14 protein-coding genes are annotated in these 23928 nt (G+C 46.9%); all 14 read left to right on the top strand.

Translation table 11 applies throughout. The features are described 5' to 3' along the window. Positions 1 to 201 precede the first annotated feature (201 nt). The 14 genes from C4F40_RS09220 (at position 202) to C4F40_RS09155 (ending at position 23928) form a co-directional block, all read left to right on the top strand. Positions 202 to 3264 carry a SusC/RagA family TonB-linked outer membrane protein gene (locus tag C4F40_RS09220; RefSeq protein ID WP_196939029.1) on the top strand — a complete coding sequence of 1021 codons (3063 nt, stop codon included), beginning with the start codon at positions 202 to 204 and terminating at the stop codon, positions 3262 to 3264. Between the two features lie 24 nt (positions 3265 to 3288). Beyond that, a complete protein-coding gene (locus C4F40_RS09215; protein WP_196939028.1) occupies positions 3289 to 4815 on the top strand; it encodes a RagB/SusD family nutrient uptake outer membrane protein in 1527 nt (508 codons plus the stop codon). Positions 4816 to 4826: 11 nt separating this feature from the next. Then, entirely contained in the window at positions 4827 to 5765 is a 939-nt protein-coding gene (locus C4F40_RS09210; RefSeq protein WP_196939027.1) for a hypothetical protein, read from the top strand. A gap of 10 nt (positions 5766 to 5775) precedes the next feature. After that, entirely contained in the window at positions 5776 to 6966 is a 1191-nt protein-coding gene (locus C4F40_RS09205) for a glycoside hydrolase family 26 protein (protein WP_196939026.1), read from the top strand. Positions 6967 to 6992: 26 nt separating this feature from the next. After that, positions 6993 to 8057 (top strand): glycoside hydrolase family 26 protein, encoded by a 1065-nt coding sequence (locus C4F40_RS09200; RefSeq protein WP_196939025.1) that lies wholly within the window; start codon positions 6993 to 6995, stop codon positions 8055 to 8057. Positions 8058 to 8534: 477 nt separating this feature from the next. After that, positions 8535 to 10022, top strand: a complete 1488-nt coding sequence (locus C4F40_RS09195; RefSeq protein WP_196939024.1) for a glycoside hydrolase family 30 protein — start codon at positions 8535 to 8537, stop codon at positions 10020 to 10022. Between the two features lie 10 nt (positions 10023 to 10032). Further along, the gene (locus C4F40_RS09190; RefSeq protein WP_196939023.1) at positions 10033 to 11187 is read left to right on the top strand and encodes an esterase; all 1155 of its coding nucleotides are present in this window, start codon (positions 10033 to 10035) and stop codon (positions 11185 to 11187) included. A 50-nt stretch (positions 11188 to 11237) separates the two neighbouring features. Beyond that, positions 11238 to 12407, top strand: coding sequence for a glycoside hydrolase family 130 protein (locus C4F40_RS09185; RefSeq protein WP_196939022.1), 1170 nt, complete (start codon positions 11238 to 11240; stop codon positions 12405 to 12407). 25 nt (positions 12408 to 12432) lie between these two features. Next, entirely contained in the window at positions 12433 to 13830 is a 1398-nt protein-coding gene (locus C4F40_RS09180; RefSeq protein ID WP_196939021.1) for an MFS transporter, read from the top strand. 30 nt (positions 13831 to 13860) lie between these two features. Beyond that, entirely contained in the window at positions 13861 to 15021 is a 1161-nt protein-coding gene (locus C4F40_RS09175; protein ID WP_196939020.1) for an AGE family epimerase/isomerase, read from the top strand. Positions 15022 to 15451: 430 nt separating this feature from the next. After that, positions 15452 to 17860 carry a TonB-dependent receptor plug domain-containing protein gene (locus tag C4F40_RS09170; RefSeq protein ID WP_196939019.1) on the top strand — a complete coding sequence of 803 codons (2409 nt, stop codon included), beginning with the start codon at positions 15452 to 15454 and terminating at the stop codon, positions 17858 to 17860. A gap of 86 nt (positions 17861 to 17946) precedes the next feature. Further along, positions 17947 to 19248 carry a RagB/SusD family nutrient uptake outer membrane protein gene (locus C4F40_RS09165; RefSeq protein WP_196939018.1) on the top strand — a complete coding sequence of 434 codons (1302 nt, stop codon included), beginning with the start codon at positions 17947 to 17949 and terminating at the stop codon, positions 19246 to 19248. 43 nt (positions 19249 to 19291) lie between these two features. Beyond that, on the top strand, positions 19292 to 22360 hold the full coding sequence (locus tag C4F40_RS09160; protein ID WP_196939017.1) for a SusC/RagA family TonB-linked outer membrane protein: 3069 nt from the start codon (positions 19292 to 19294) through the stop codon (positions 22358 to 22360). Positions 22361 to 22398: 38 nt separating this feature from the next. Beyond that, positions 22399 to 23928 carry a RagB/SusD family nutrient uptake outer membrane protein gene (locus tag C4F40_RS09155; protein WP_196939016.1) on the top strand — a complete coding sequence of 510 codons (1530 nt, stop codon included), beginning with the start codon at positions 22399 to 22401 and terminating at the stop codon, positions 23926 to 23928.

The following is a 23928-nucleotide window of genomic DNA, read 5'->3' as shown; positions in this document are numbered from 1 at the left end:
TTCGTGTTATCTGTTTTCCAAATAGCCTTTTAACTATTTTGAGTATAATATTTGGTTAAAATAGTATTGCTCTGATTGACCTGCTTTAGAATATCTTTGTCTAACGCTGATGGCTAACCAATTTGAGGAATTCGGATCGTACATCGAAACGGATGACAAGTTGCCTAAATAAGCGATGTATAAATCTAAATGTTAAGTATAATGAGAAGAAGTTTATTAAGAACCTGCGCTATTTTTTGTAGTGTACTTTTCGCGGTCCAGTTCACGATGGCACAAAGCCGTTCGGTGTCTGGTGTGGTAAGAGACAGCGAGGGAAAGCCGCTCTCTGGTGTCACGGTGAAATCGGGTACGTATACCGTTACCACGAATGAAGAGGGGAGCTATCAGGTAACCGTCGCCGATAAGGAGAATGTGTTGTCTTTTAGTTCGGTGGGATTGCAATCTCAGCAGATTTCCCTCAACAATAGATCTACCATTGACGCCGTCCTCTTAAGTACAACGGTGGATCTGGATGATGTTGTCGTAGTGGGATATGGAGGGGTTAAAAAGAGCGACCTAACGGGGGCTGTCGCTACATTAAAAGGAAGTGATTTAAATAAAACACCGGCCTCGTCGGTCGATCAGCTGCTGCAGGGTAAGATTCCCGGTGTGCAGGTAGCGATATCCAGTGGACAGCCGGGCGCCGGTGCCACGGTACGTATCCGCGGAAATAGCTCGTTAAGTGGATCGAATGCACCTCTTGTGGTGGTGGATGGTTTTCCCTGGGGGGATGCAGGGGATCTGAAACAAATCAATCCGGAGGATATTGAATCTATAGAGGTATTAAAGGATGCATCATCAGCCGCGATTTATGGATCAAGAGGGGCGAATGGTGTGATTATGGTAACAACCAAAAAAGCACGTGCAGGCACGCCACGGATATCATTAAATACGTTGAATACCATTTCTACGCTGTCCGTGAAGCCTGATCTTTGGCGAGATGGTATTGAAGAGGCTGTGTATGCGAATGAGGCTGCGCTTAACGGTGGCACACCGCTGAGCCAATTGCCGTATCTTGGTGAAGTGAGAAGCGGAGTGTATTTCCCATCCATCGCCGAATTACGCGGCCTGGATCCCAACAAACCGCAATGGAACACAAATACAGACTGGGCCGATCTGGTATACCGCAATCCATTTTCGCAAAACTATACGCTGGGAGTAGATGGTGGCTCGGACAATACAAAATATTCCATGTCGGGCAATTACTATAAAGAGGAAGGTCTAGCCATTAAAAATGCGTATGACAAATACACGGGTAGGCTTAACCTGGACCAAAAATTAACGAACGCAATCTCTGCGGGAACAAATATCATATTAACCTATACCAATAATACCGGGCAAAACCTAAGTGCTGGCCGCTCACGGATATTTCCGGTTTATGATGAAAATGGAAATTACTTCCGTACATCGGCCATGGATTTTGGTAACCCCATTGCGATCGCAAACCAGGTACTTAACAAGTCGAAAACGATCGACGTACTGGGGACGATATTCGTCAGCGCAAAACTTACTAACTGGTTGCAATTTAGAACGCAATTAAGTACCAAGTATGGGAATTCGATCGGCGATGTATACGAACCGGCAAATGTTACATTCCGTGGATATGAAAATACAGGGTATGGTGCGATCAACAACTATAATAACAATGAACTGGTCAATGAGAACTACTTAACGATCGATAAGACATTCAACGATATCCATCGCTTGAACGTCGTGGGTGGTTTTTCCCTCCAGAATTCCCGGACGCGCACAAGCAACCTCATGGGGATGAACTTCGTGAACGACAACTTGCAGAACGAAAATTTAAACAGCGCCAAGACTAAGGTGCTCAGCAATGGTCTATCTGCGTCTACCTTACACTCCTGGTTTGGTAGGGCTAACTATGCCTTGCTGGATAAGTATTTATTTACGGTTACGGGGCGTGCAGATGGATCGACCAAATTTGGTGAAAATAACAAATGGGCCTTCTTTCCCTCGGCTGCGGTAGCCTGGAAATTAAATGAAGAATCTTTTATCAAAGATCTGAACGCATTCTCCGAACTGAAATTACGTGCAAGCTACGGTCTGACGGGTAACCAAGGTATTTCACCTTATCAAACCTTAGACAGATTTGGCTCGGAACGCTACTATGTTGGCGCACAAAACGGCTTTATGACGGGCTTTGGTCCTGGGTTGGCAGGTGCCAACAATGAACAGGGGCTAACCATTGTTGGCGGCTTAGGAAACAAAAGCCTAAAATGGGAGACAACGACTTCATACGACCTGGGATTAGACATCGGCTTTATGAACCAGCGCTTTACGTTAACCCTAGATTATTACGATAAGCATACGAAAGATTTATTACGCACACGTACCATCTCGCCGTCATCAGGTTTTGACCAACAATGGGTTAATGATGGAGAGATCAGTAATCGCGGCTTCGAAATGGGCTTCAACGCGGGGATTATCCAACGGGAAGACTTAAGCTGGTCTGTAGGCGGTAACTTCGCCTTGAATAGAAACAAGGTGGTCGCCATGGGCGAAAGCGACCGCGTGGTGACGGGATCGTTGATCGAAATGGTGCGTCAGAATGTGAACCACTTTATTATCGGGCAGCCGATGTATACCTTTTACGGGTATCGCTCCGACGGTATTATCCAATCGCTCGAAGAGGGGATAGAAGCGGGGCTTACAGGAGCGGAAGCTATCCCGGGTGAGATTAAGTATACGGATATAGCCGGTGCGGATGGTAGCCCCGATGGTACGATCGATCCGACATACGATCGCGTCGTTATAGGCGATCCGACCCCGAATTTTATTTACAGTTTTAACACCTCGGTTTCGTATAAGCGCTTTGATTTAAACGCACAGTTTTATGGCGTATATGGCAACGATGTGTTCGATTTGCAGAAGATGACACCTAGTCGGCAGGTGCAGCGCTGGACCCCGGATAACTCAAGCAATCTCTATCCACGCGCGAATAATACACGGGGGTATAAAGCGTCTGATTTCTTTGTGGAAGATGGATCGTTTTTACGCCTTCAGAATGTAACACTCGGTTATAGCTTTAGACCGGGAATGATTAAAGGGATCAGCAATATCAGGTTGTATGCATCGGGAAATAATTTGTTGACGATTACCAAATTTAATAAGGGATTTGATCCGGAGGTGGGTTTGGACGGGATAAATTGGGGTAACTACCCCCGTCCTCGGGCTTACTCTTTTGGTGTATCGGTAGGATTTTAACCTAAATTTCAAAAAGACATGAAGATGAATAAGATTATTGCAGGCATTTGCCTAGCGGGAATAGCAAGTAGCACTTTTCTGTCGTGCTCGAAATTGACAGAAGAACCCTATGGTATCGTGAATTCTAATTCGTTTTATAAAACCGCAGAGGATGCCTTATCGGGCCTGGTCTATGCGTATGCAATATTGCCCGAAGTGGGATACTATTCGCGGGGTTATTACCTCATTACGGAGCTGCCGACGGAAAACCTAACAGCAAAATCGGATGCGGGACAGGCGAATTTTGAACTGGAGCAGCTGCGGACGACCTCGACCAATTCTGATTTAGATAACCTTTGGACTTATATGTACCGAGGCATTGCAAGGGCCAACGCGGTCATTACCAATGTGCCTAACGTACCGAATATGCCGGATGCAGACCGCAATCAAATTGTGGGGGAAGGGTATTTCTTGCGTGCGCTGCACAATTTTAACTTGGTTCGTTTATTTGGCGAGGTACCCCTTCGTTTGGAGCCGCTGGTAGAGGCGGGGCAGATACCGGTGGCGAAGTCCAGCATATCCGATCTGTATGATGTGATTATTGCCGATTTGAAACAGGGCGAAGAATTGATGTCTGCGGTGAAGAATTTTGAAGGTCGTGCAAACCGCGTGGCGGCACAGGCCTTACTATCAAAAGTGTATTTGCACTTGGCCACTGCTAAGGCTTCGGGCTCGGCTGGCTATGATTTCGTAACGAATAGCGATGAGATGTATGATGAGGCAAGGAATTATGCAGGTAAAGTCATCAACGATCAACAGGTGTTTAATTTTACGGATGTACTTCCGGATATCTGGAATACGGAAGTGTATAAAAATGCAGCGATCTCGGAGCATATTTTCGATGCAGCGGTAGATCGTTCCGGTGAACGGGAAGGTAACTACTCCAAATTGCCCAATATGTTTTTGCCGGATCCGGGCTTCGTCATGACAATCCCCTATAATCCCAGTGATCCGAATACGGAATCGATCAATATTGGCCGTGGATGGAACCATTTCCAGATGGAGGCGCATCATTATAACAGTTATAATGCGAGCGATAAACGAAAAACTGATCTGATTGTGTCGGAAGTGGTGAACCCCGACGGCAACGTTATTCCGTTGGGAATAAACGATTTTTCACGCCCCTTTACCCGAAAGTTTATAGACCCCTTACGGGATGCGGATAAGATGAGTACAAACTCGCCGGTAATCCGTTATTCGGATATCTTGCTGGTATATGCCGAAGCTGCTGGGCCGACTACGGAAGCCTATGCTGCCGTGAATAGAATTCGCAACCGCGCGGGGTTAGGACCATTGACGCCGAATCTAGCGCCAGCTGCGTTTAGAGAGGCTGTTGTGGAGGAGCGCGCACTCGAATTGGCTTTTGAAGGAAATAGGTTATTCGACCTTCGCCGTACCAATAGCATGGAAAAGGTATTGGTGGTGAAGTATGGGAAAAGCATTACATCTGGCGCTTATTTCTTCCCTATCCCACAACGTGAAATTGATTCAAACCCTTTAATAAAACCTTAAGTATGTTAACCATGAAATCGAAAATATTGAAAATAGAAGCGGCGCTAGCGGTGCTGCTGATGCTTGGACTATTTGTGGGATGCCAGAAAGATCCTTACGACGGCGTTAAAAGCAACGAAAAGTCTATTGAGAACTTTACGATGGGCGAGGGTTTTACCCAGATCGGTGCTGCGGTAGTAGATCGCACAGCAGGAAAAGTAAAGGTAAAGGTGCTGGTGGAAGAGCATACGGATTTTTCGAAGGTGAGGCCCATTATCCAGCAGTCATATCGGGCTTCAGTTTTTCCGAATTCGGGCGAGCAGGTTGATTTTTTGGCAAATGACTATACGTTTAAATACGAGGTAACAGCCGAGACGGGCGAATTGAGGGAATGGGAGGTAGAGGTGGAGCCGTTTGAAGAAACCATAACCGGAACATACGATATCACGGACCTAGTGGTATACGGCGGAACGGGGCCTGAATATGGAGGTGGTGCTGTACTATCGTTAACGAGCAAGCCTTGGATTTGGCCGGCTACGGACGGCCCGCAAGTAGAGCTGGATAACAAGTTGACATTTACCCTGACCGGTGTGACGCCTACAGGCCGAACGACAGGGGATTTTATAAATGATGCCGGAGCGGATGGTCTCTATGCGGATTTTACCTATATCCTTGATCCGCGTACCGATGTGAATCATTTTTATCGCAAGCTGCCAAAGGGTGAAGGTACATGGGAAAGGGATTATACTACGGATGTACTCACCTTAATTTTTGCGGATGGAACGCGTGTAAATTGCTCTTTCTTAGGAGCTACGGCAGAAGATTTGGGTAACGGTTTCACCAAGACGATACAGCATAATGCTTTTGCCTTTGCGTTGAACGGTACGGATGATTGGTCGGCTATTTACTCGGACTACGATAAGTTCGTTAAAAAGCCGAGAAGATATTGGGTCGAAGTTAAAAAGAACTAAATAACGGGTTATGAACAAAAATACGATTTTAAGTTTTGCCTTTCTTTTGATGGTTACCGTAGGATGTGGGAAATCGAAAGACGATAGCATCGATGATGACAAGGGCAAGGATGAGGCGGTGTCATTGAGCTTATACGATAAATCTGCTACGGCGGAAACGAAAGCGCTTTATTCGCAGCTCTGGCGAATACAGAGCAAAGGATTTATGTTTGGGCACCATGACGCGTTGATCTATGGACGTGAATGGATGAACGAACCTGGTCGGTCGGATGTCTACGAAATCGTGGAGGATTATCCGGCTGTATTCAGTGTCGATTTTGCCGAGGTGATGGACGACCGCAAGGCGACATCTACCCTAAATGCCGTACGGAAAAGGACCATTCTGGAAGCACGCAAGCGTGGTGAAGTAATTACGGCGGTGTGCCACCTGAATAATCCCCTTACGGGAGGAGATTCTTGGGACAACTCATCCAACGATGTGGCCAAACAGATTCTACAGGACGGAAGCGCCACAAATGTAAAATTTAAGCAGTGGCTGGATAACTTAGCGGAATTTGCCCTGTCGCTTAAAGACGAGCAGGGAAAACTGATCCCCATTATTTACCGGCCTTTTCACGAACACACACAACAATGGTCGTGGTGGGGAAGCAAGTGTACAACAAACGATGAATTTATTCAACTTTGGAAATTTACCTTGAACTATTTAAAAGAGGTGAAGGGTGTAAACAACTTTATTTATGCGATCTCGCCGCAACGGGATAACGTAGGCGGCCGGGAGGAGCTGTTGTTTCGTTGGCCGGGAGATAGCTTCGTGGATTTTATTGGAATGGATTGTTATCACGGCGCCAATACGCAGGCTTTCCAGTCTAATCTTAAAGCGTTGCAGGAGCTGTCGAAAGAAAAGCTTAAACCCTCTGGTGTAACGGAAGTAGGAATAGAAGGGATAAGAAATGGAGGTGCGCCGTATACCGAGTATTGGACGAAGGAAATACTGACACCGTTGATCGGTAAAAAGATAAGCATGGTGGTGCTGTGGCGGAACGCGTACGATCCCCTGAAGGAGGGGTTTCACTTCTATGGTCCGTGGAAAGGGCATAGTTCGGTGGAAGATTTCAAGGTACTGTATCGGAGTTCGGTGAGCTTATTCTCCAAAGATTTGCCTAATATGTATGTAATGGCGGAAGAGGTCACGGTTAATTAACGCATTTTTAAATTAAAAATATTTGCATGGTGAAAGGGAAACTGTACTATCAAGGACTGGTCGCGGCGGCTTTAATAATGCTGTCGGGCTGCGGGGGCGAAAATGGATCGACCGCAAAACAACGTGATACGACGATGACGCAAACGGTCGACTCGGCTTCGGGTGTGATCGAGGCGGAGAAAAGTCGTATACTGAAATTCTTATCCGATATTAAATCGAAGTATGTGCTCGGTGGCATTCACAATCGGGAACCGAACAGTAAGCCGGCACAGTGGACCGATGCGGTACATAAAACGGTAGGTGATTATCCTGCATTGTGGAGCGGCGATTTCTTGTTTCAAAAGGAAAATATTGAACACCGCGAAACCATGATTAGCGAAGCGATTGAGCAGTTTAAAAACGGTGCAATCGTTAATATCATGTGGCACGCCTGTAATCCTGCAAACGGGCAGCCTTGTGCCTGGGATGATGGTAAAGGGGTGTTGAGCACATTAACGGATAAACAATGGGAGGAACTTTTTACCGAGGGAACAAGCATCCATACGCAATTCGTTACGATGATGGAGGAAGTAGCCGTCCATCTTCGGCGATTAAAAGACAATAAGGTGGTGGCTATGTTCAGGCCGTTTCACGAGATGAATCAAGGAAAGTTTTGGTGGGGTGGCCGTCCGGGTGAAGAGGGTACCGTTAAACTGTACCGTTGGGTGCATGATTACATGGTAAAAGAAAAGGGGCTCGACAATTTAATATGGGTATGGAATATTCAGGACTTTCCATCCCTGGATAAGGATGCCGATTTGTACAACCCGGGTGATAAGTATTGGGATATCGTCTCCCTTGATGTCTATGATGATGCTTCTGGATTTTCAAAAGAAAAATATGAGACTATAAAACGGGTCGCAAATGGCAAACCTATGGGAATAGGCGAATGTCAAAAATTACCTTCTGTAACTGTATTGCAGGAACAAAAAGATTGGATTTTCTTTATGGGCTGGTCTGAGCTTGTATTCGAACACAATAGCATCGAGACAATCAAAGAAGTATATGGTTCTGATCGGGTGTTGCTGTTGAAGGAAGTGAATGGTTTGTAGTTTAAATATCTGTAAGTAAGCATATTGGTATTTTGTTTGGTTAAGAAAGTAGTGACGATAAAGAATGCGACCAATGATTTCCATTACCACTATCCAAATTTGGTATATCCATAGTGATGTAGTGATTTCAGCAAACAAAAAAGGAGGGGTAATGTACGTTGCCCTTCCTTTTTTTCTGAAAGTGTCTATTCCCAAAGGCCATCAAGAATTTTCATGCCTGTTGGTGATTCAGTGGATCATGAAAGTTTTCCTTTATGCATATACGAGTTGACAGCGGGCAACAGCAGAAGGAAGGATAAAATAGTACATCTAAAAAGATGTTCTATCGTGCTTTTAAGGTGTTTTTTGTATGATTTGCATTATTAACGGATAAAATAATACTAGTCTTGATTTGCACCCACCGCTATCTTTGTAATGGGTTATAACTAGCCACTTTTATAGATAATAGACCTTGTATAACATTCAAATAATGATAGCATGAAAATATGGAATATACTGCCTGTCTTGCTCCATTTGCTAGCCCTAGTATGGCTGTCTTCTGGTTTTGCGCAGCAACCTGGCGTAAGAAGCTGGATTACGAAAGCTGACGGTTCGGCACTTCTGGAAGAGCAGCCTATTCAGCTCTTTGGGAAAAATGACGGCAGACATTTTCCAATTGTAGTAGACGAACGGCAAACATTTCAGGAGATTGATGGCTTTGGTTTTGCGTTGACGGGGGGAAGCGCAGAGCTGCTTCATGAGATGAGCCCATCGTCGCGTTCTGCTTTATTAAAAGAGTTATTCGGCAAAGGAACGAATGATGTTTCGATCAATTACCTCCGCTTAAGTATCGGCGCTTCTGACCTCAATCGGTTTGTGTATTCCTATAACGATTTAAAGGATGGTGAAACGGATGTAGCGTTGAGAAAATTTAGTTTGGGACATGATTACGATGATATCATCCCCGTGCTAAAGGAAATTTTAGCCATTAATCCTACGCTAAAAATAATGGCTTCCCCGTGGTCGGCACCGACATGGATGAAAACCAACGGAAAGGTGCAGGGAGGTTCGCTAAAACCGGAATACTATGCGGTATATGCAAAATACCTACTGCGTTATGTGCAGGAAATGAAAAAGGAGGGGATTGTGATCGATGCTATTACGGTACAAAATGAGCCGCTGAATTCAAGAAACACACCTAGTATGCCTATTACAGTACCCGAGATGCGTGTGTTTTTGAGGGATCACTTAGGGCCTCTTTTTTACAAAAACGTACCGGAAACAAAGATTGTGCTTTTTGATCATAACTGCGACCGGCCGGATTATCCTTTGGCTTTATTAAATGATATGGAACTGGACAGGTATGTGGATGGATCGGGGTTTCATCATTACGGTGGCGATATAAGTACCATGTCCCTCGTTCATCAGGCACGACCGGATAAGAATATTTATTTTACAGAGCAGATGGTTACCCAGAACACTGATGTGCCCATCATGAATATTGCCTATCAAGTAGAACGTTTGGTGATTGGGACGATGCGCAATTGGAGTAAGAACCTGATTTTATGGAATCTTGCTGCAGATCCTCATAATGATCCACATACCGATAATGGGGGCTGTTCTATCTGTCAAGGTGCACTTACACTTGATGGCGACGCGGTCTCCAAAAATGTAGCTTTTCATGTTATAGCGCAAGCTTCTAAATTCGTTCCTACGGGTTCTGTGCGCATCCAATCGAATGGCCCGTTTGATGGGGTGGTCAATTTAACGACAGATGAGGAAAATGCTGAAATTACAAGGACGACTCACATCGCGCAGGGCAATGTATTGCCAAATGTTGCATTTAAGACACCTGAGGGAAAGATTGTCCTCATTGTAGCAAACAGTTCGTTTACTGACCGGAGTGTAAAGATTCAGTACAGGGGGCGTTTTGTTAATCTTTCTTTAGCTGCCGGAGCTATTGCAACCTATGTTTGGCCTATTTAATGCTTTGGATATGAAATCTATAAAAATAATATTAACGAGTTTACTGTTGATGTTCTGCCTGTGCGCTGTCACCGCGCAAACTATCGGCGGAAGCAATTTCAGCACGGATGGATGGTGGAATCCGAGTACGACTACTTTTTCGCCGCAGGTCGGGAAAGATGGAAAGGTAACGTTTCGTCTTAAGGCGCCTCATGCAAAGACCGTTTTCGTCGAATTAGGCGATTGGGATATTCAGGAATGGAAAATGAAGAAGGACGAGCAGGGTATCTGGTCTGTTGTCGTGGATTCCCTATCCCCCGGTATATATCAATACCATTTTAAAGTGGATGGACTCACGATGTTGGATTTAGAAAATCCTCGGGTTAAGCATGGTACCTCTATATATGGAAATATCCTCGAGACCAGAGGAGGAGCCCCTCTTTTTGACCAGACCAAAGATGTGCCACATGGTGAGGTACGTATACTGCGCTATCGTGCAACAACGCTACAAAAGAATAGAACGGTATATGTCTACGTGCCACCCGGATATAACGAAGAGGGGGAGGCTTTTCCGGTTTTATACCTGCGGCATGGTGGTGGAGACGATGAGGGGAGCTGGATACGTGACGGACGCGTAGCGGATGTGCTTGACAATCTCCTTGCAGAGCGTAAGGCGAAACCCATGTTGGTGGTCATGACCAACGGACATACAGACGGTTCTTGGGCGGGAGGGAGTTCAAAAGAAGGGATGGACATCTTGGAACATGAACTGCTTAATGATGTGATTCCGCTGGTAGAAGAGCGGTTTCACGTACATAAATCCAAAAAAGGAAGGGCTATCGCCGGCTTATCGATGGGCGGTGGACAGGCTTTCGTGATCGGGCTGCGAAATATGGATAAGTTTAACTACATCGGTCAGTTCAGCTCGGGGCTGCTAAGCGATGAGAAGTTAAATCTTTCGGAATACGTGCCGGAATGGGAGTATAAAAAACGAGAGATAAATGGGCTCATCAAGATCCTGTGGACGAGCTGTGGAACCAAAGATCCACGTTACCAAGGTCATTTGAATTTTTTAAAGGCCTTGGACAAGGAAGGGATAGCCTATCAAAGTGACGAAGCACCGGCCGGACACGAGTGGGCATTTTGGCGCGAACAATTGGCAAAATTTACCGTGCACTTATTTTAACATTAGAAAACACAAGTCACATAGACCACATAAATACATTGGCAAAAGAAATGAATAGCAAATTTGAGAACCGGTTGGCCGCCGTAAAGGAGGCTTATGAGCAATTGTTGAATAAAAAGAATGAGGCGGTGTTGCCGGGAAATGGCATCTACGAGCGGTATATCAATCCGGTAGTAACGGCAGATCATACTCCTTTACACTGGCGTTTTGATCTCGATGAAATGAGTAACCCCTACTTGATGGAGCGTTTTGGCATTAACGGTACATTCAATGCAGGTGCCATCAAGTGGCAAGGGAAGTACATTTTGGTAGTCAGAGTGGAAGGCAATGATAGAAAATCATTCTTTGCCATTGCAGAGAGCTCGAATGGAGTTGACGGTTTTCGATTCTGGGATTACCCCATCGTTATTCCTGAAACGGAGACTCCGGATACGAATGTATATGATATGCGCCTTACCCAGCATGAAGACGGTTGGATTTATGGTGTTTTTTGTACGGAACGCAAAGACCCTAACGCTGCGCCCGGCGATTTATCGTCTGCTGTTGCCGCTGCGGGTATTGTACGAACAAAAGATTTAAAGACATGGGAACGCTTACCCGATTTACAGTCAACAAGTCAGCAGCGGAATGTGGTCCTGCATCCGGAATTTGTAGGCGGAAAATATGCATTGTACACACGTCCGCAAGATGGTTTCATCGACGCGGGAAGCGGAGGGGGAATCGGTTGGACGGTAGTGGATAGTATGGAAAAAGCCATCGTTCTGGAGGAAAAAATTGTGAATTCGCGCCAATATCATACGATCAAAGAGTTGAAAAATGGACAGGGACCAGCGCCCATTAAAACCGAAAAAGGTTGGTTGCATCTGGCACATGGTGTCCGCGCCTGTGCGGCGGGGCTTCGTTACGTCCTGTATGTGTTCTTGACCGATCGCAATCAACCCGACAGGTTGATCGCTGAACCGGCCGGACATTTAATGGCTCCGCAGGGCGAAGAGCGTGTAGGGGACGTTTCGAATGTATTGTTTACAAACGGGTGGATTGCGGATGACGATGGAACCGTCTTTATCTATTACGCATCAAGCGATACACGTATGCATGTAGCTGTTTCTTCTGTTGATAGGCTCTTGGACTACTGCTTAAACACTGCTGAAGACGGTTTTCGGTCGGCGGTATCTGTAGATGTGCTATCTCGTATTATTTCAAAGAATTTAAATCATTAATTTAGGCGTCAATTTAGCCCCTGTTATGGAATTGAAATCAGATAAAGTTACCCTTCGGGAGAAAGTCGGTTACGGCTTAGGAGATGCTGCATCTTCTATGTTCTGGAAGCTGTTTGGTATGTATTTAATGTTTTTTTATACCGATATCTTCGGCATGGAGGCAAAAGCTGTAGGTACGATGTTTTTGATCACACGGGTTTGGGATTCTTTATTTGATCCTATTGTGGGGGCTTTCGCCGACCGCACACGGACGAAATGGGGCAAGTTTAGACCTTATATTTTGTATGTCGCGATCCCTTTTGGTGTAATCGGTGCGTTTACGTTTTTTACGCCCGCATTAGATTGTGTAGGGAAGATGGTGTATGCGTATCTCACGTATTCGTTAATGATGATGGTATACTCTGCAATTAACGTACCTTATGCTTCATTATTGGGCGTAATGAGCCCATCCCCAAAGGTTCGCAATGTGCTGGCCACATTCAGGATGACTTTTGCCTATATCGGAAGCTTTGTGACGTTATTACTGTTCAATCCATTGGTAAACTATTTTAGCAAAAATAGTCAGAACATAACCGATCAGCAGCACGGATGGTTTATGGCAGCTACGGTCATTGCTGTTTTTTCGGTCTTACTGTTTTTGTTGTGCTTCTATTGGACGAAAGAACGGGTGATTCCTATCGCGTCGACGAGTTCGACACTTAAACAGGATATTCGTGATCTACTGAACAATAGGCCTTGGTGGATCCTGTTGGGAGCAGGTGTAGCTGCGCTGGTATTTAATTCAATTAGGGATGGAGCGACCCTGTATTACTTCAAGTATTATGTACGTGAAGACCAATTCGACAATATCGTGCTGCTCAATATTCCCTTTGTTTTAAGCGGTCTATATTTAGCCTTAGGGCAGGCCGCCAACATTATCGGTGTGGTTGCGGCAGCTCCGCTAAGTAATAAGATTGGCAAGAAGAATACCTATATGGGGGCAATGCTAATTGCGACGGCAGCGAGTATCTCTTTTTATTGGTTAGAACGTGATGAGCTGCTCCTGATTTTCGTACTTCAGGTCTTGATAAGCATTTGTGCAGGGGCAATTTTTCCGTTGTTGTGGTCTATGTATGCCGACTGTGCGGATTATTCGGAATTGCGGACCGGAAACCGTGCTACGGGCTTGATCTTTAGCTCGTCGTCGATGAGCCAGAAATTGGGTTGGGCTTTTGGTACCGCGGTAACGGGATGGCTATTGGGCTACTACGGTTTTCAGGCTAACCAGGTGCAGAGTGCCGAAACATTATCTGGAATACGTATGTTCCTGAGCTTTTTCCCCGCGATTGGTACCGTGTTATCCGTGTTGTTCATCAGTCTTTATCCATTGAGTGAGAAGAAGATGCTGGATATCACTATAGAATTGGAAAAAAGAAGGATTTAGGCGATAACACGTAAATAATATATAGTATTGATGGACGGATTTAAAAAAGAACTGGAGAATAATATCCTACGCTTTTGGGAAGAAAAGATGGTGGATGAGGAACATGACGGGTTTTACGGCGCTATCGATGGGAAAAACCAGCTGTTGCCTAAGGCGAATAAGGGTGCAGTGATGAATGCCAGGGTGCTTTGGACTTTCTCGGCGGCTTATCGGGTATTGCAGGAAAAACGATATCTCAGCATGGCCAAACGTGCCTTCGTGTACATCAAAAAATATTTTCTGGATCTACAGCAGGGCGGGGTATTTTGGGAAGTGGATTACCTGGGAAAGCCGGTAAATCGTAAGAAACAAACTTATGCGCAGGGTTTTGCACTCTATGCTTTTTCGGAATATTACAGGGCGACAGGTGAGGAGGAAGCACTGGATTTGGCGATCGCTTTGTTCCATGCCATAGAGACGTGTAAGGATGAAAAATTGGGTGGATATTGGGAAGCTTTTACGGAAGATTGGCAACCTATAGCGGATATGCGCTTGAGTGAAAAGGATGAAAATGAAGCCAAGACTATGAATACGCATTTACATATCCTCGAAGCGTATACAAACTTGATCCGGGTGTGGCCAGATGAACGTTTGCTCGTTGCTCAGCACGACTTGATTCGTGTATTTCTGAATCAGATCTTGAACACGGAAACGGGACATTTGCAGTTGTTCTTTGATCGTGAATGGAACACCAAAGGCGACGTGATTTCTTATGGACATGATATCGAAGCTGCCTGGTTGTTGTGGGAAGCAGTAACGGTACTGGGTAATGTTGAACTCCAAGATGAGGTTCGTCTGATGATCGGCAAGATTGCCGAGGCAGCTGCAGAAGGCATACTACCTGATGGAAGTATGGCCTATGAATTTAAAAACGGCCACTTGGACAGAGAGCGACACTGGTGGGTGCAGGCTGAAGCCGTAGTGGGTTATCAGTACATGGCAACGATATTGGAAGACAATACCTCGAAACAACGGGCAGAAGCGTTGTGGGGTTACATCCAGCAGCATATTGTGGATAAAGAAAATGGCGAATGGTACTGGAGCCGTCTGGAGGATGGATCGGCTAATGATCAGGACGACAAGGCTGGTTTTTGGAAATGCCCTTACCATAATGGCAGAATGTGTTTGGAGATGATGGCGGAAGGGATATGACAAACGGTGCAATTGGTATTTGCGATCCACGTTTCATCTAAAATGACTTCCCGAAACTTATTCGCTATTGTAATGCTATAGTATAGTTCATATACAGATAGTATTGTTTAAATTCTGTGTTATCACTCTCCTCACGATTTAATCGAATTGTTGCAGCTTTACCCCTCTAAGCTTTTGTCAACAGCAAGTTCGTTAATAAAACACCTGTATAACTCATGTACTTGTATTTCCCCTTGGTCAAGCGTGGAATTGGATCGTGTTAGTCAATGCTTTCGCGTGCTGCACACTGCTGTACTTAATGATAACTTAATTTCGGGATAGTATTGTATTAATAAACAATGTTTAATATTGCTTAACATTTCAGCGCGACAAATGTACAGACTTTGGTCTTGCTGAATGCTATGAACATTAAAAGTCAATTAATATACATATGAAATTATTACCGAAAGATGTTTGGAAATTTACCGTGGCTGTATTTGCTTCGTTCGCCGGGCTGCAGAGCATCCACGCGCAGGAGATTTTAGTACTCGATAGTCTGCCTGCAACAAACACAGCTGGTCTGGAAAATCTATTGCAGGGCCAGGCCGCTGGGTTGCAGGTTAAAAGTTGGACGGGTACAGCGGGGAGCCAGTCGATCATTAATTTGCGTGGTCTACATCTTAACACGACCGATGAGTCGACCATGCCTCTTTTTATGGTAAACGGGGTGCCCATCATCGCGAATCCCTCTGCGGTGACCGGTATCAATCCACTGACGTATTACAGCGCCGAACAGATCGAGCGCGTAGAGATCATCAAAGACATCGATCAGCTGGCTGCATTGGGTGTACAGGCGCCGAATGGTGCGATCAACCTCATTATTAAACAAGGTACTTCGGGTCCACTTCATGTGCGCGCCCAAGCTGCTGCAGGGGTAGATTATGTACCCGGGTTCGATGCCGAAAAGGATGCCTTCTACAATTACCATTCGGCGTCGCGTGCTGCAGTATATGCAAAACAGTCGCTCATTCAGCGGCAGCATATTTCGGTGGATGGCGGTGGCGATTACGGGTCATACCTGTTCGGAATGAATAACTATATGGCTTCTGGCGCAATAAAGGACGCGGGTTTCCAGCGGCAGAATTTGTTCGTGAATGCGAAATATAACATTGCCGAACCGTTTTCCATACAGTTTTACAGTAACCTCGCGCTTGCCGATAGAAACGGACGGTATGCAGGGCAGTACAACCGCGACCTATCGGGTACGGAAGTAGCAGACGAAAGTTTTTTCATGGACGATAATAAAAATGTCGGCCTGCTTTCATCAATGGATCTCCACTATCGTTTTTCGCCTAGGTTTGATGTACGCTCGGTGGCTGGCCTATCTTACGAAACCGCCGGCAGGAACCTGTATATTCCGTCTAATATCTTGGATGGACAAGTGATGGCAGGTAGCGAGGCCTTCAAACGGCAGATAGTGAGCGTAAACACGAGCCTGAACTATCAGCATCGTTTTTCAGACATACTGAACCTAAAGGTCACCGTCGGAAATCAGTTTATTAATTCCGACCACCGCATAACCGCCGTGGACGGCATGAAAGGTTTGGAAAGTGGCGGGTCAGACTATGTGAAGGTGGTTACAGGATACAACGCGAATCAGGCCAGGGCCTATTCCGACAGCGAACGGGAGAAGTTGCTTTCCTTCTACGGTACACTCAACTGGGATTATAAACAGAAGCTCTTTCTACATATGGTCGCCCGTGCAGATGGCAGCTCGCTGTACCAAGATAAGTGGGCATTTTATCCCGCACTAAGCCTCGCCTACGACCTGCGCGAAGATACGGATCTGCCGGCTCGACTTAAAGTCGGATACGGTAAGACCGGGCAACGGTCGGGACCGGAACAATATCGCGGAGAGCTCATAGGTCTGGGAGATTACTACGGCGGCAATAAGCTTGGCATTACGCAGCGTTATGCACCTTTTACCGATGCAAAAAGTGTGGAGATTTATCAATTTAATGCAAAGGTTGATGTGGATATACAGTCTTACCTGCGCATGGACCTGGGGTATTTCAATAAGCGGTACCGCGATTTTACCTACATGCGCTACCTACCGAACATCCAGGGGTTAGACTACACCTTTGAAACGGGTGCGGCACTGCAGTTGCATGGACTGGAAATGAACGTGCAGGGGCAGTGGGTACGTAGTCGTGCATTTTCCTGGGGCAGCAATCTGAATATTGCAGCCTACCGAAATAGCGTAACGGAGCTTCCTGCGGACCTGCAGCAAACCAGCTTAGCCCACCTTTCGGCTTTAACGACCGGAGATCGGATCAGTTCGCTCATGGCTTATGAAGGTAGCCAAAGTCGCATCATAGGCAATAGCCAACCGGAGCTGTTTGGTGGCTTTACAAATGATTTGCGTTTTGGAAAGATCGCCGTCGGTTTTACGCTGACCTATAGCCTGGGTGCCGATGCGGTGCTGGAATCATACGAAAGTGCGTATGTGGCAGAGCAGTTACAGGCCGGATTTCCCATGGCGAGCGGTGAAACGGCGTTTTATTTTAGGAACGACCTCGGCAACGCGGGTTTCGGTTACCAGGGAATCCAGCACATAGAATCCGTTGATTTTGTGCGCTTGGGCAGAGTTGGTGTTTCCTACCAATTTGGCGATTACCTGCAGAAATGGAAAATTAGGGATGCCGCACTGACCTTGACAGGCGAAAACTTATGGACGCTTTCTAGCTACTCTGGACTTAACCCAGCGGAAAATATAACGGGTATCCGTAAAGCCGACCTCGGCTACACGGGCACAGCCTTGCCGGCGTCGGTGGTTTTGGGCATCAAACTTACTTTTTAATACACGATATGAGAATCAATTTAATAGGAGATTGCGGTATCCGGAATACGGTCCTCCTCCAGATAAACGACATAAAAAATACGGTGATGAATAAAATAAAGCCTATAACATGGTGTGCGCTCGTAGCCTTGTTACTGTTCATATTCTCTTCCTGTGAGGATTACCTCACCATTGACGAAGTGGAGAATAGAACCATAGCGACTGACTATTACGACTCGCCACAGAAACTCGAGCAGGCCGTAGTCGGCATCTATGTGGATATGCGACGGGCGCTGCTGCATAACCATGCCTGGTTGATGTACGGCGAAGGCCGTGCCGGTGATTTGACCCTAGAAGTAGATTTTATGGATGATATGGCGGCACAGCGATTAACGAACGGTACCTTACCATTGAGGCAGCTCACAGACTGGGGCTACTTTTATGATGCCATACAGGATGCGAATTATTTGCTGGAAAAATTAGGCTCCGCAAAAGGGGAAATGTTGAGCAGCTACCAATATAACCTGTACCGTGGCGAAGCGCTGGCACTGAAGTCCATGGCATACTTCTACCTGACCCGTATCTGGGGAACGGTGCCTTCTGCGGAGGCCACGGATCGCGGTAAGTTGCTGACCCAGCAAGAGGTGCTGACACGCTGTGTACAGTGGGCGGCAGAAGCAAAACCTTTATTGCCACGTCTCCTGTTAAACGACGATGGTATAGTGAGTACAGCCTTAACGGAGGTGCGGTTTAACAAGACGGCGGTATGTTTATTACTGGCCCATCAACAGCTGTGGTTGGGCAAAGGCCAGGAAGCGTATGACGGATTGACCGCTGTTTTTGAAGGTCAAGGTGCAGACAGCCTTTCCAACTTGGGCCTGTCTCTGGGAAAGGATAGCGATCCCGATATCACGCAGCAGCCCTACACGGGCAACCCCATAACTATAACCAAGGAAAAGCTGGATGCTATCTATCCCGTAGGGGATACGCGACGGTCGATGTTTACCATCCCGGAAGCGGGAACGACGGCTTCCTTAATTATTGAAGAACAGAACATGCTGCTGCTCTACTCGACCAAGGAGATCAGCCTGTTGATGGCGGAAGCGGCGTGGCGCGCCGGACAGCTGGAGACAGCCAAATCGCATCTGACGACAGCGGCTATAGGTGCTACGGAAAACTATGCGCTGTTAACTGCGGGTACATTCGCCGATGCCCTGCTGCGTGAGCGGCAGCGAATACTGATGGGGTCGGGGCAGCGTTTCTTTGACCTGATCCGATTCGATAAGATCAGACAGTTTCTCCCTTCTTATACGGAAAGCGATATAACGCTAGGAGCGGCCTACTGGCCCTTATCGGCACAGAGCATACGAACGAACGGACTCGAACAAAATAAGTACTGGTCTAAATAACAGATAACCAACGGTGTTAAACACGAATGTAATAGAGATGCAAATGAAGGCAATAATAAAAGGTACGTATTTTCTTTTCTTGATGATGACAATTCCCGTACTCCTCATGGCGCAAGGTGTAAAGTCAGGGAAGGTCGTGGATCAGCAGGGGAACGCCATTGCGGGCGTTACCGTCAAGGTAAAAGGTACGACGCGCAGTGCGAAAACAGATGATGCAGGGGTGTTTACCCTGAGACTTCAGCAAGGCGATATCATCGTCACGAGCTCGGTGGGCTTTAAAGCTACGGAACGCGTATATGCGTCCACGGACAGGCTGCTGATCGAACTGGAGGAAAACCAATCCCGAATCGACGATGTCGTGGTGGTTGGCTACGGTTCGCAGACGCGAAAGGAACTAACGGGAGCGGTGTCCACGCTTAAAATGGAAGAGATAACGGAGAACCAGGTGGCCGAGTCGTTTGAATCGATGATGCAGGGCCGCGTGGCGGGGGTGAATATCCAGCTGAATTCCGGTGAACCGGGAGCTACGCCCAATGTGATAATCCGTGGGTTGGCTGCGGTAAGCCGCGACGACGGCTCGGCCATATCGGAGCCCTTGTATGTGGTAGACGGTGTGCCAATCATTTCCCGTACGAGCGATGAATTTGCGGTGACCAGCACCAATGTACTTGCGGATCTTAACCCAAGCGACATCGAGGAGGTAACGGTACTGAAGGATGCCTATGCTGCGGCCATATATGGTTCACGGGCGGCCAACGGGGTGATCTTAATTACGACCAAGAAAGGGAAAAGGGGCAAACCGCAGATCAATATCAACAGCCGTACAGGTATTAATTTTGTGCCGCGCTTGCTGGATGTAGCAGGGGGGCAGAAGGAGCGGGAGCAAGTGGCCCACCTCTATGCGCTTTATGCACCTTATGGTGTGGCCATGCCGAGCATGTACACCGATGTAACCAATCCATTTTACAACAATTCATCCGATTGGCAGGATTACCTGTACAATACGGCCGTAACGCAGGATTACAATGCCTCGGTACGCGGTGCGGGTGATTTTGGCCAGTATAGCGTAAGTCTAGGCTACCTGGATAACGAAGGGATTTTATTTAATACGGGCTTTAAACGGTATAGTACAATGACCAATACCACCTTTAACGCGTTAAACAACGCACTGGTGATCAACAATACCTTAGCGCTTTCGCGTACGGATCAAACACGGAATCCTGGAAATCTGTCTACTAATTTTTCGTCCTTAATGCCTTTGCCCACCAATCCGATGGTGGCCGGTACAGAAGTGTATGGACTGGGTAAGAATGCCAACGTAAACGACCGTATCCGCTTCAGTTCGGACGTATCTTGGAAGATTTTAAACGACCTGATGTATAAGGTGAGTTTGAGCCTGGAATATACGCGGGCCATGAGAGACGCATTCAGCCAATCCCGCCGCACCTTATGGGGTACGAATGAGAGCGGTGTAGGGGAGAACCGAAACCTGCTGTTTCAAAATACCCTTAATTATACGCCCCGCTTTGGCGATGGCCATAGCCTAAGCATCTTGGTAGGGCAGAGTGCCGAAAAGATGGAATCAAAGGTGACCAACGTGAGCAGCGTAGCCAGTGCGCCCTTGTTATCCAACAACGTGAAATGGCCCGGAGAAAACGATATCGGAACGAGCAACTACGGCGCAAATACCTTGCTGTCGTATTTCAGCCGGGTGGATTATTCCTTTAATCAGAAATACCTATTGGGGGCTTCTATCCGGACGGATGGATCCTCAAAATTTGGACAGGCTAACCGCTGGGGGCTTTTCCCGTCGGTATCGGCAGGTTGGAACTTCAACAAAGAAAGCTTATTTGCGGATTGGGAATGGTTGAACAACGGTAAGATACGGGGTAGTTACGGTCTGTCGGGTACCACTTGGGATGAGAATTACCTGGCCTTGGGCGTCATGAACGGCGGCTCGCTGGATCAGTATCAATCCCTCTTGCAGATTACATACGGCGGTATTGCCGGTTTTACACCGACCTGGTATGACGGTTTTAAGAATGAAGACCTCACCTGGGTGAAAAGCCAAATGGGCAACATCGGAATGGACCTGTCCCTCTTTAATAACAAGGTAGAAGTAGTGGTGGATGTGTACGAGAAGTTGACGAAAGGGCTTCTGTTGACAACCGCATTGCCGACGACGTCGGGATATAATGAGGTGTATCGCAATGCGGCAGATGTGCTGAATCGCGGGGTGGAATTCACCTTAAACACGAACATGAGGTCGATGAGGGATTTCAGTTGGAATATGGGACTTAATTTTGCATACAACAAAAACCGCGTGGTAGCCCTTCCTGATGGAAATGCGGATATCATCAAGATCAGTACATCGGGTCAGGATTTTGGTTCGATCGTGCGCTCCGGTGCACCGCTTAACGGATTCTTTTTCTACGAATCCCAAGGGATCTATCAAAGTGAAAACGAAATTCCGGTCGATGCCAAAACCGGCAGACGCCTAATCGGTCTGCAGAACAAAAAGCTTGCCGTCGGTGACCGAAATTTCAAAGATCAGAACAATGACTTTAGCATCGACGTGGACGACCGGGTATTGGCGGGAGACCCTAACCCAAAATGGACCGGGGGCTGGACAAACGACTTTTATTATAAGGGCTTCTCGTTTAATGTGGTGTCTACGTTTGTCATTGGCCGCGACATTGTCAATACCGAACTTCTGGATAGGTTACGATTTGGAAAGGACTTCGCCGGAACGACTTCGCTACCTGATTTCGACCGCTATTCGATCTGGGAAAAAAGCGGTGACCAGGCCCGCTATCCGACCCTAAACCCATGGAGTGATGCTTCTCAGATCGTGGATTACGACTCGGAATATGTGGAAGATGGATCTTATTTCAAGATCAAATCGGCAACCTTGGCCTATACGTTGCCAAAACCACTGCTGAAACGGATTCCGTTTGATAGGGTACGCCTGTACTGCACTGTAGATAATCTGGTGACTTTCCAGCGTTACAGCGGTCCGGATGCTGAATTGGTTACGCTCGACGGGTTTGATAACTCGGGTGGCTACCCGATGCGGCGCATGGTATTATTCGGCCTTTCCCTGGGACTTTAAAAAATTGATGGTTTATGTATACAAATAACAATACAGGTATGAAGAACAATATTCTTTTAGCAACGCTAGCTGTTTTGATCCTGTCGCTTTCAAGCTGTAAGGACTGGCTAGACGAGCTTCCAATTAATACGGTTACCGAAGACCAGGCCTGGCAAAAGGCCAGCGATGCGGAAGGAGCGGTTGCAGCAGCATTCTCTATCTTCCGGCGTGGACTGTCTGGTCTGACTAAAGACGATACCCCATCCACCACACGCAACGGGGCCTGGGGTGATTATTATTTCTGGGGCGATGCCCGTTCGGGCGACTGGATCACGCCGAATAACGACGGCGATTGGCAGGCAGGTTTTGAAAACCGCTTGATTGCCCGCACGCAGCTAGAACCGATGACGAATTGGCGTCTTTTTTACCGCGCCATCGAGCAGTGTAACCTTGTATTGGAACGCGTGCCGGAGATCAACGAGGGCTTTGCCGACAATAGAAAAGCAGAACTGCTCGCAGAAACTCGTTTTCTCAGGGCCATGTCGCACTTTTATGCGGCACGCATATGGGGTGATGTACCGGTCAATTTACAGGCACGTAATGTAACTCCACTTGGGCGCGAGCCGCTGGACGAGGTGATGAAGATGGTGGTGGATGAGGTGGAAATGGCGCTTCCGGATCTTCCTTGGGAATATAAGGGCATGACGCGTAAGTTGTCTAGTTCGCGAGGTACTAAGGGCGCCGCACTGGCTTTACAGGCCCACGCCTACATGTGGCTGAAGGAATACGACATGGCATCGGATAAATTACAACTGATCATCGATTCTAAGCAATTTGGGTTGGCCCCGATTTCGGAATTTAGAAACCTCTTTGATAAAGGGGAATCAAACGAGGTGGTATTTCAGCTATATTACGATAATCAGTTTGGCGAGTTTTCAGATTACTACGGTCATATCCTGACCTATTACCTGACAAACCCGTATACCGACCGTTCGGACCTGTCGTTAGCCGTGCCGAAGTCAAAAATTCTGGAGATATTCCCGGATTACGCCCGTGATGGTTCGGATAAACGGGTAGCCGAGTTTTTTCAAAGCATTGATTTTTCGGGTAGCGCAAGCGAGCTGCGTCCGATCTTTGATGATCCTTTACAAAATGGCGAACGCCAGATTATGTTTGCCAAGTTTAGAAAGGCGAAGGATCGTTCCTACAACCGGATGGATTCGCCTGTACCGATTTTCCGGTATGCGGATCTGTTGCTGCTTAAAGCGGAAGCGGACGCCCGCTTGAACCGCCTTGGCGATGCTGTTAATTATCTCAACCTGATAAGGGAGCGCGCAGATATCCCGCGCTTTACACGGGAAGATCAGCCGTTGCTAATCGAAGAGATCCTGGCCGAACGCCGGCGCGAACTGATAGGCGAGTACCACAGGGTATATGATCTGGTACGCCTGGGGCGCTTGCATGAATTCAACCCTTTCGTCAGCGAGCAGGCTGAGAAGGAAGGCGCTGGCTTCTTCCCCGTAAGCGACGAGGCCTTTGCCAACAATCCGAATATGGAACAGACGTACTACTGGCAGTTTAATCAATAA

The organism is Sphingobacterium pedocola (assembly GCF_015209965.1).
Taxonomy (GTDB): Bacteria; Bacteroidota; Bacteroidia; order Sphingobacteriales; family Sphingobacteriaceae; genus Sphingobacterium; species Sphingobacterium pedocola.
This window is presented reverse-complemented; position numbering and strand designations above follow the sequence as displayed.

What these genes read in the sequence shown, in the direction of transcription:
- C4F40_RS09220 (WP_196939029.1), top strand. Translation starts at nt 202, where the DNA reads ATGAGAAGAAGTTTATTAAGAACCTGCGCTATTTTTTGTAGTGTACTT.
- C4F40_RS09215 (WP_196939028.1), top strand. Translation starts at nt 3,289, where the DNA reads ATGAATAAGATTATTGCAGGCATTTGCCTAGCGGGAATAGCAAGTAGC.
- C4F40_RS09210 (WP_196939027.1), top strand. Translation starts at nt 4,827, where the DNA reads ATGAAATCGAAAATATTGAAAATAGAAGCGGCGCTAGCGGTGCTGCTG.
- C4F40_RS09205 (WP_196939026.1), top strand. Translation starts at nt 5,776, where the DNA reads ATGAACAAAAATACGATTTTAAGTTTTGCCTTTCTTTTGATGGTTACC.
- C4F40_RS09200 (WP_196939025.1), top strand. Translation starts at nt 6,993, where the DNA reads ATGGTGAAAGGGAAACTGTACTATCAAGGACTGGTCGCGGCGGCTTTA.
- C4F40_RS09195 (WP_196939024.1), top strand. Translation starts at nt 8,535, where the DNA reads ATGAAAATATGGAATATACTGCCTGTCTTGCTCCATTTGCTAGCCCTA.
- C4F40_RS09190 (WP_196939023.1), top strand. Translation starts at nt 10,033, where the DNA reads ATGAAATCTATAAAAATAATATTAACGAGTTTACTGTTGATGTTCTGC.
- C4F40_RS09185 (WP_196939022.1), top strand. Translation starts at nt 11,238, where the DNA reads ATGAATAGCAAATTTGAGAACCGGTTGGCCGCCGTAAAGGAGGCTTAT.
- C4F40_RS09180 (WP_196939021.1), top strand. Translation starts at nt 12,433, where the DNA reads ATGGAATTGAAATCAGATAAAGTTACCCTTCGGGAGAAAGTCGGTTAC.
- C4F40_RS09175 (WP_196939020.1), top strand. Translation starts at nt 13,861, where the DNA reads ATGGACGGATTTAAAAAAGAACTGGAGAATAATATCCTACGCTTTTGG.
- C4F40_RS09170 (WP_196939019.1), top strand. Translation starts at nt 15,452, where the DNA reads ATGAAATTATTACCGAAAGATGTTTGGAAATTTACCGTGGCTGTATTT.
- C4F40_RS09165 (WP_196939018.1), top strand. Translation starts at nt 17,947, where the DNA reads ATGAATAAAATAAAGCCTATAACATGGTGTGCGCTCGTAGCCTTGTTA.
- C4F40_RS09160 (WP_196939017.1), top strand. Translation starts at nt 19,292, where the DNA reads ATGAAGGCAATAATAAAAGGTACGTATTTTCTTTTCTTGATGATGACA.
- C4F40_RS09155 (WP_196939016.1), top strand. Translation starts at nt 22,399, where the DNA reads ATGAAGAACAATATTCTTTTAGCAACGCTAGCTGTTTTGATCCTGTCG.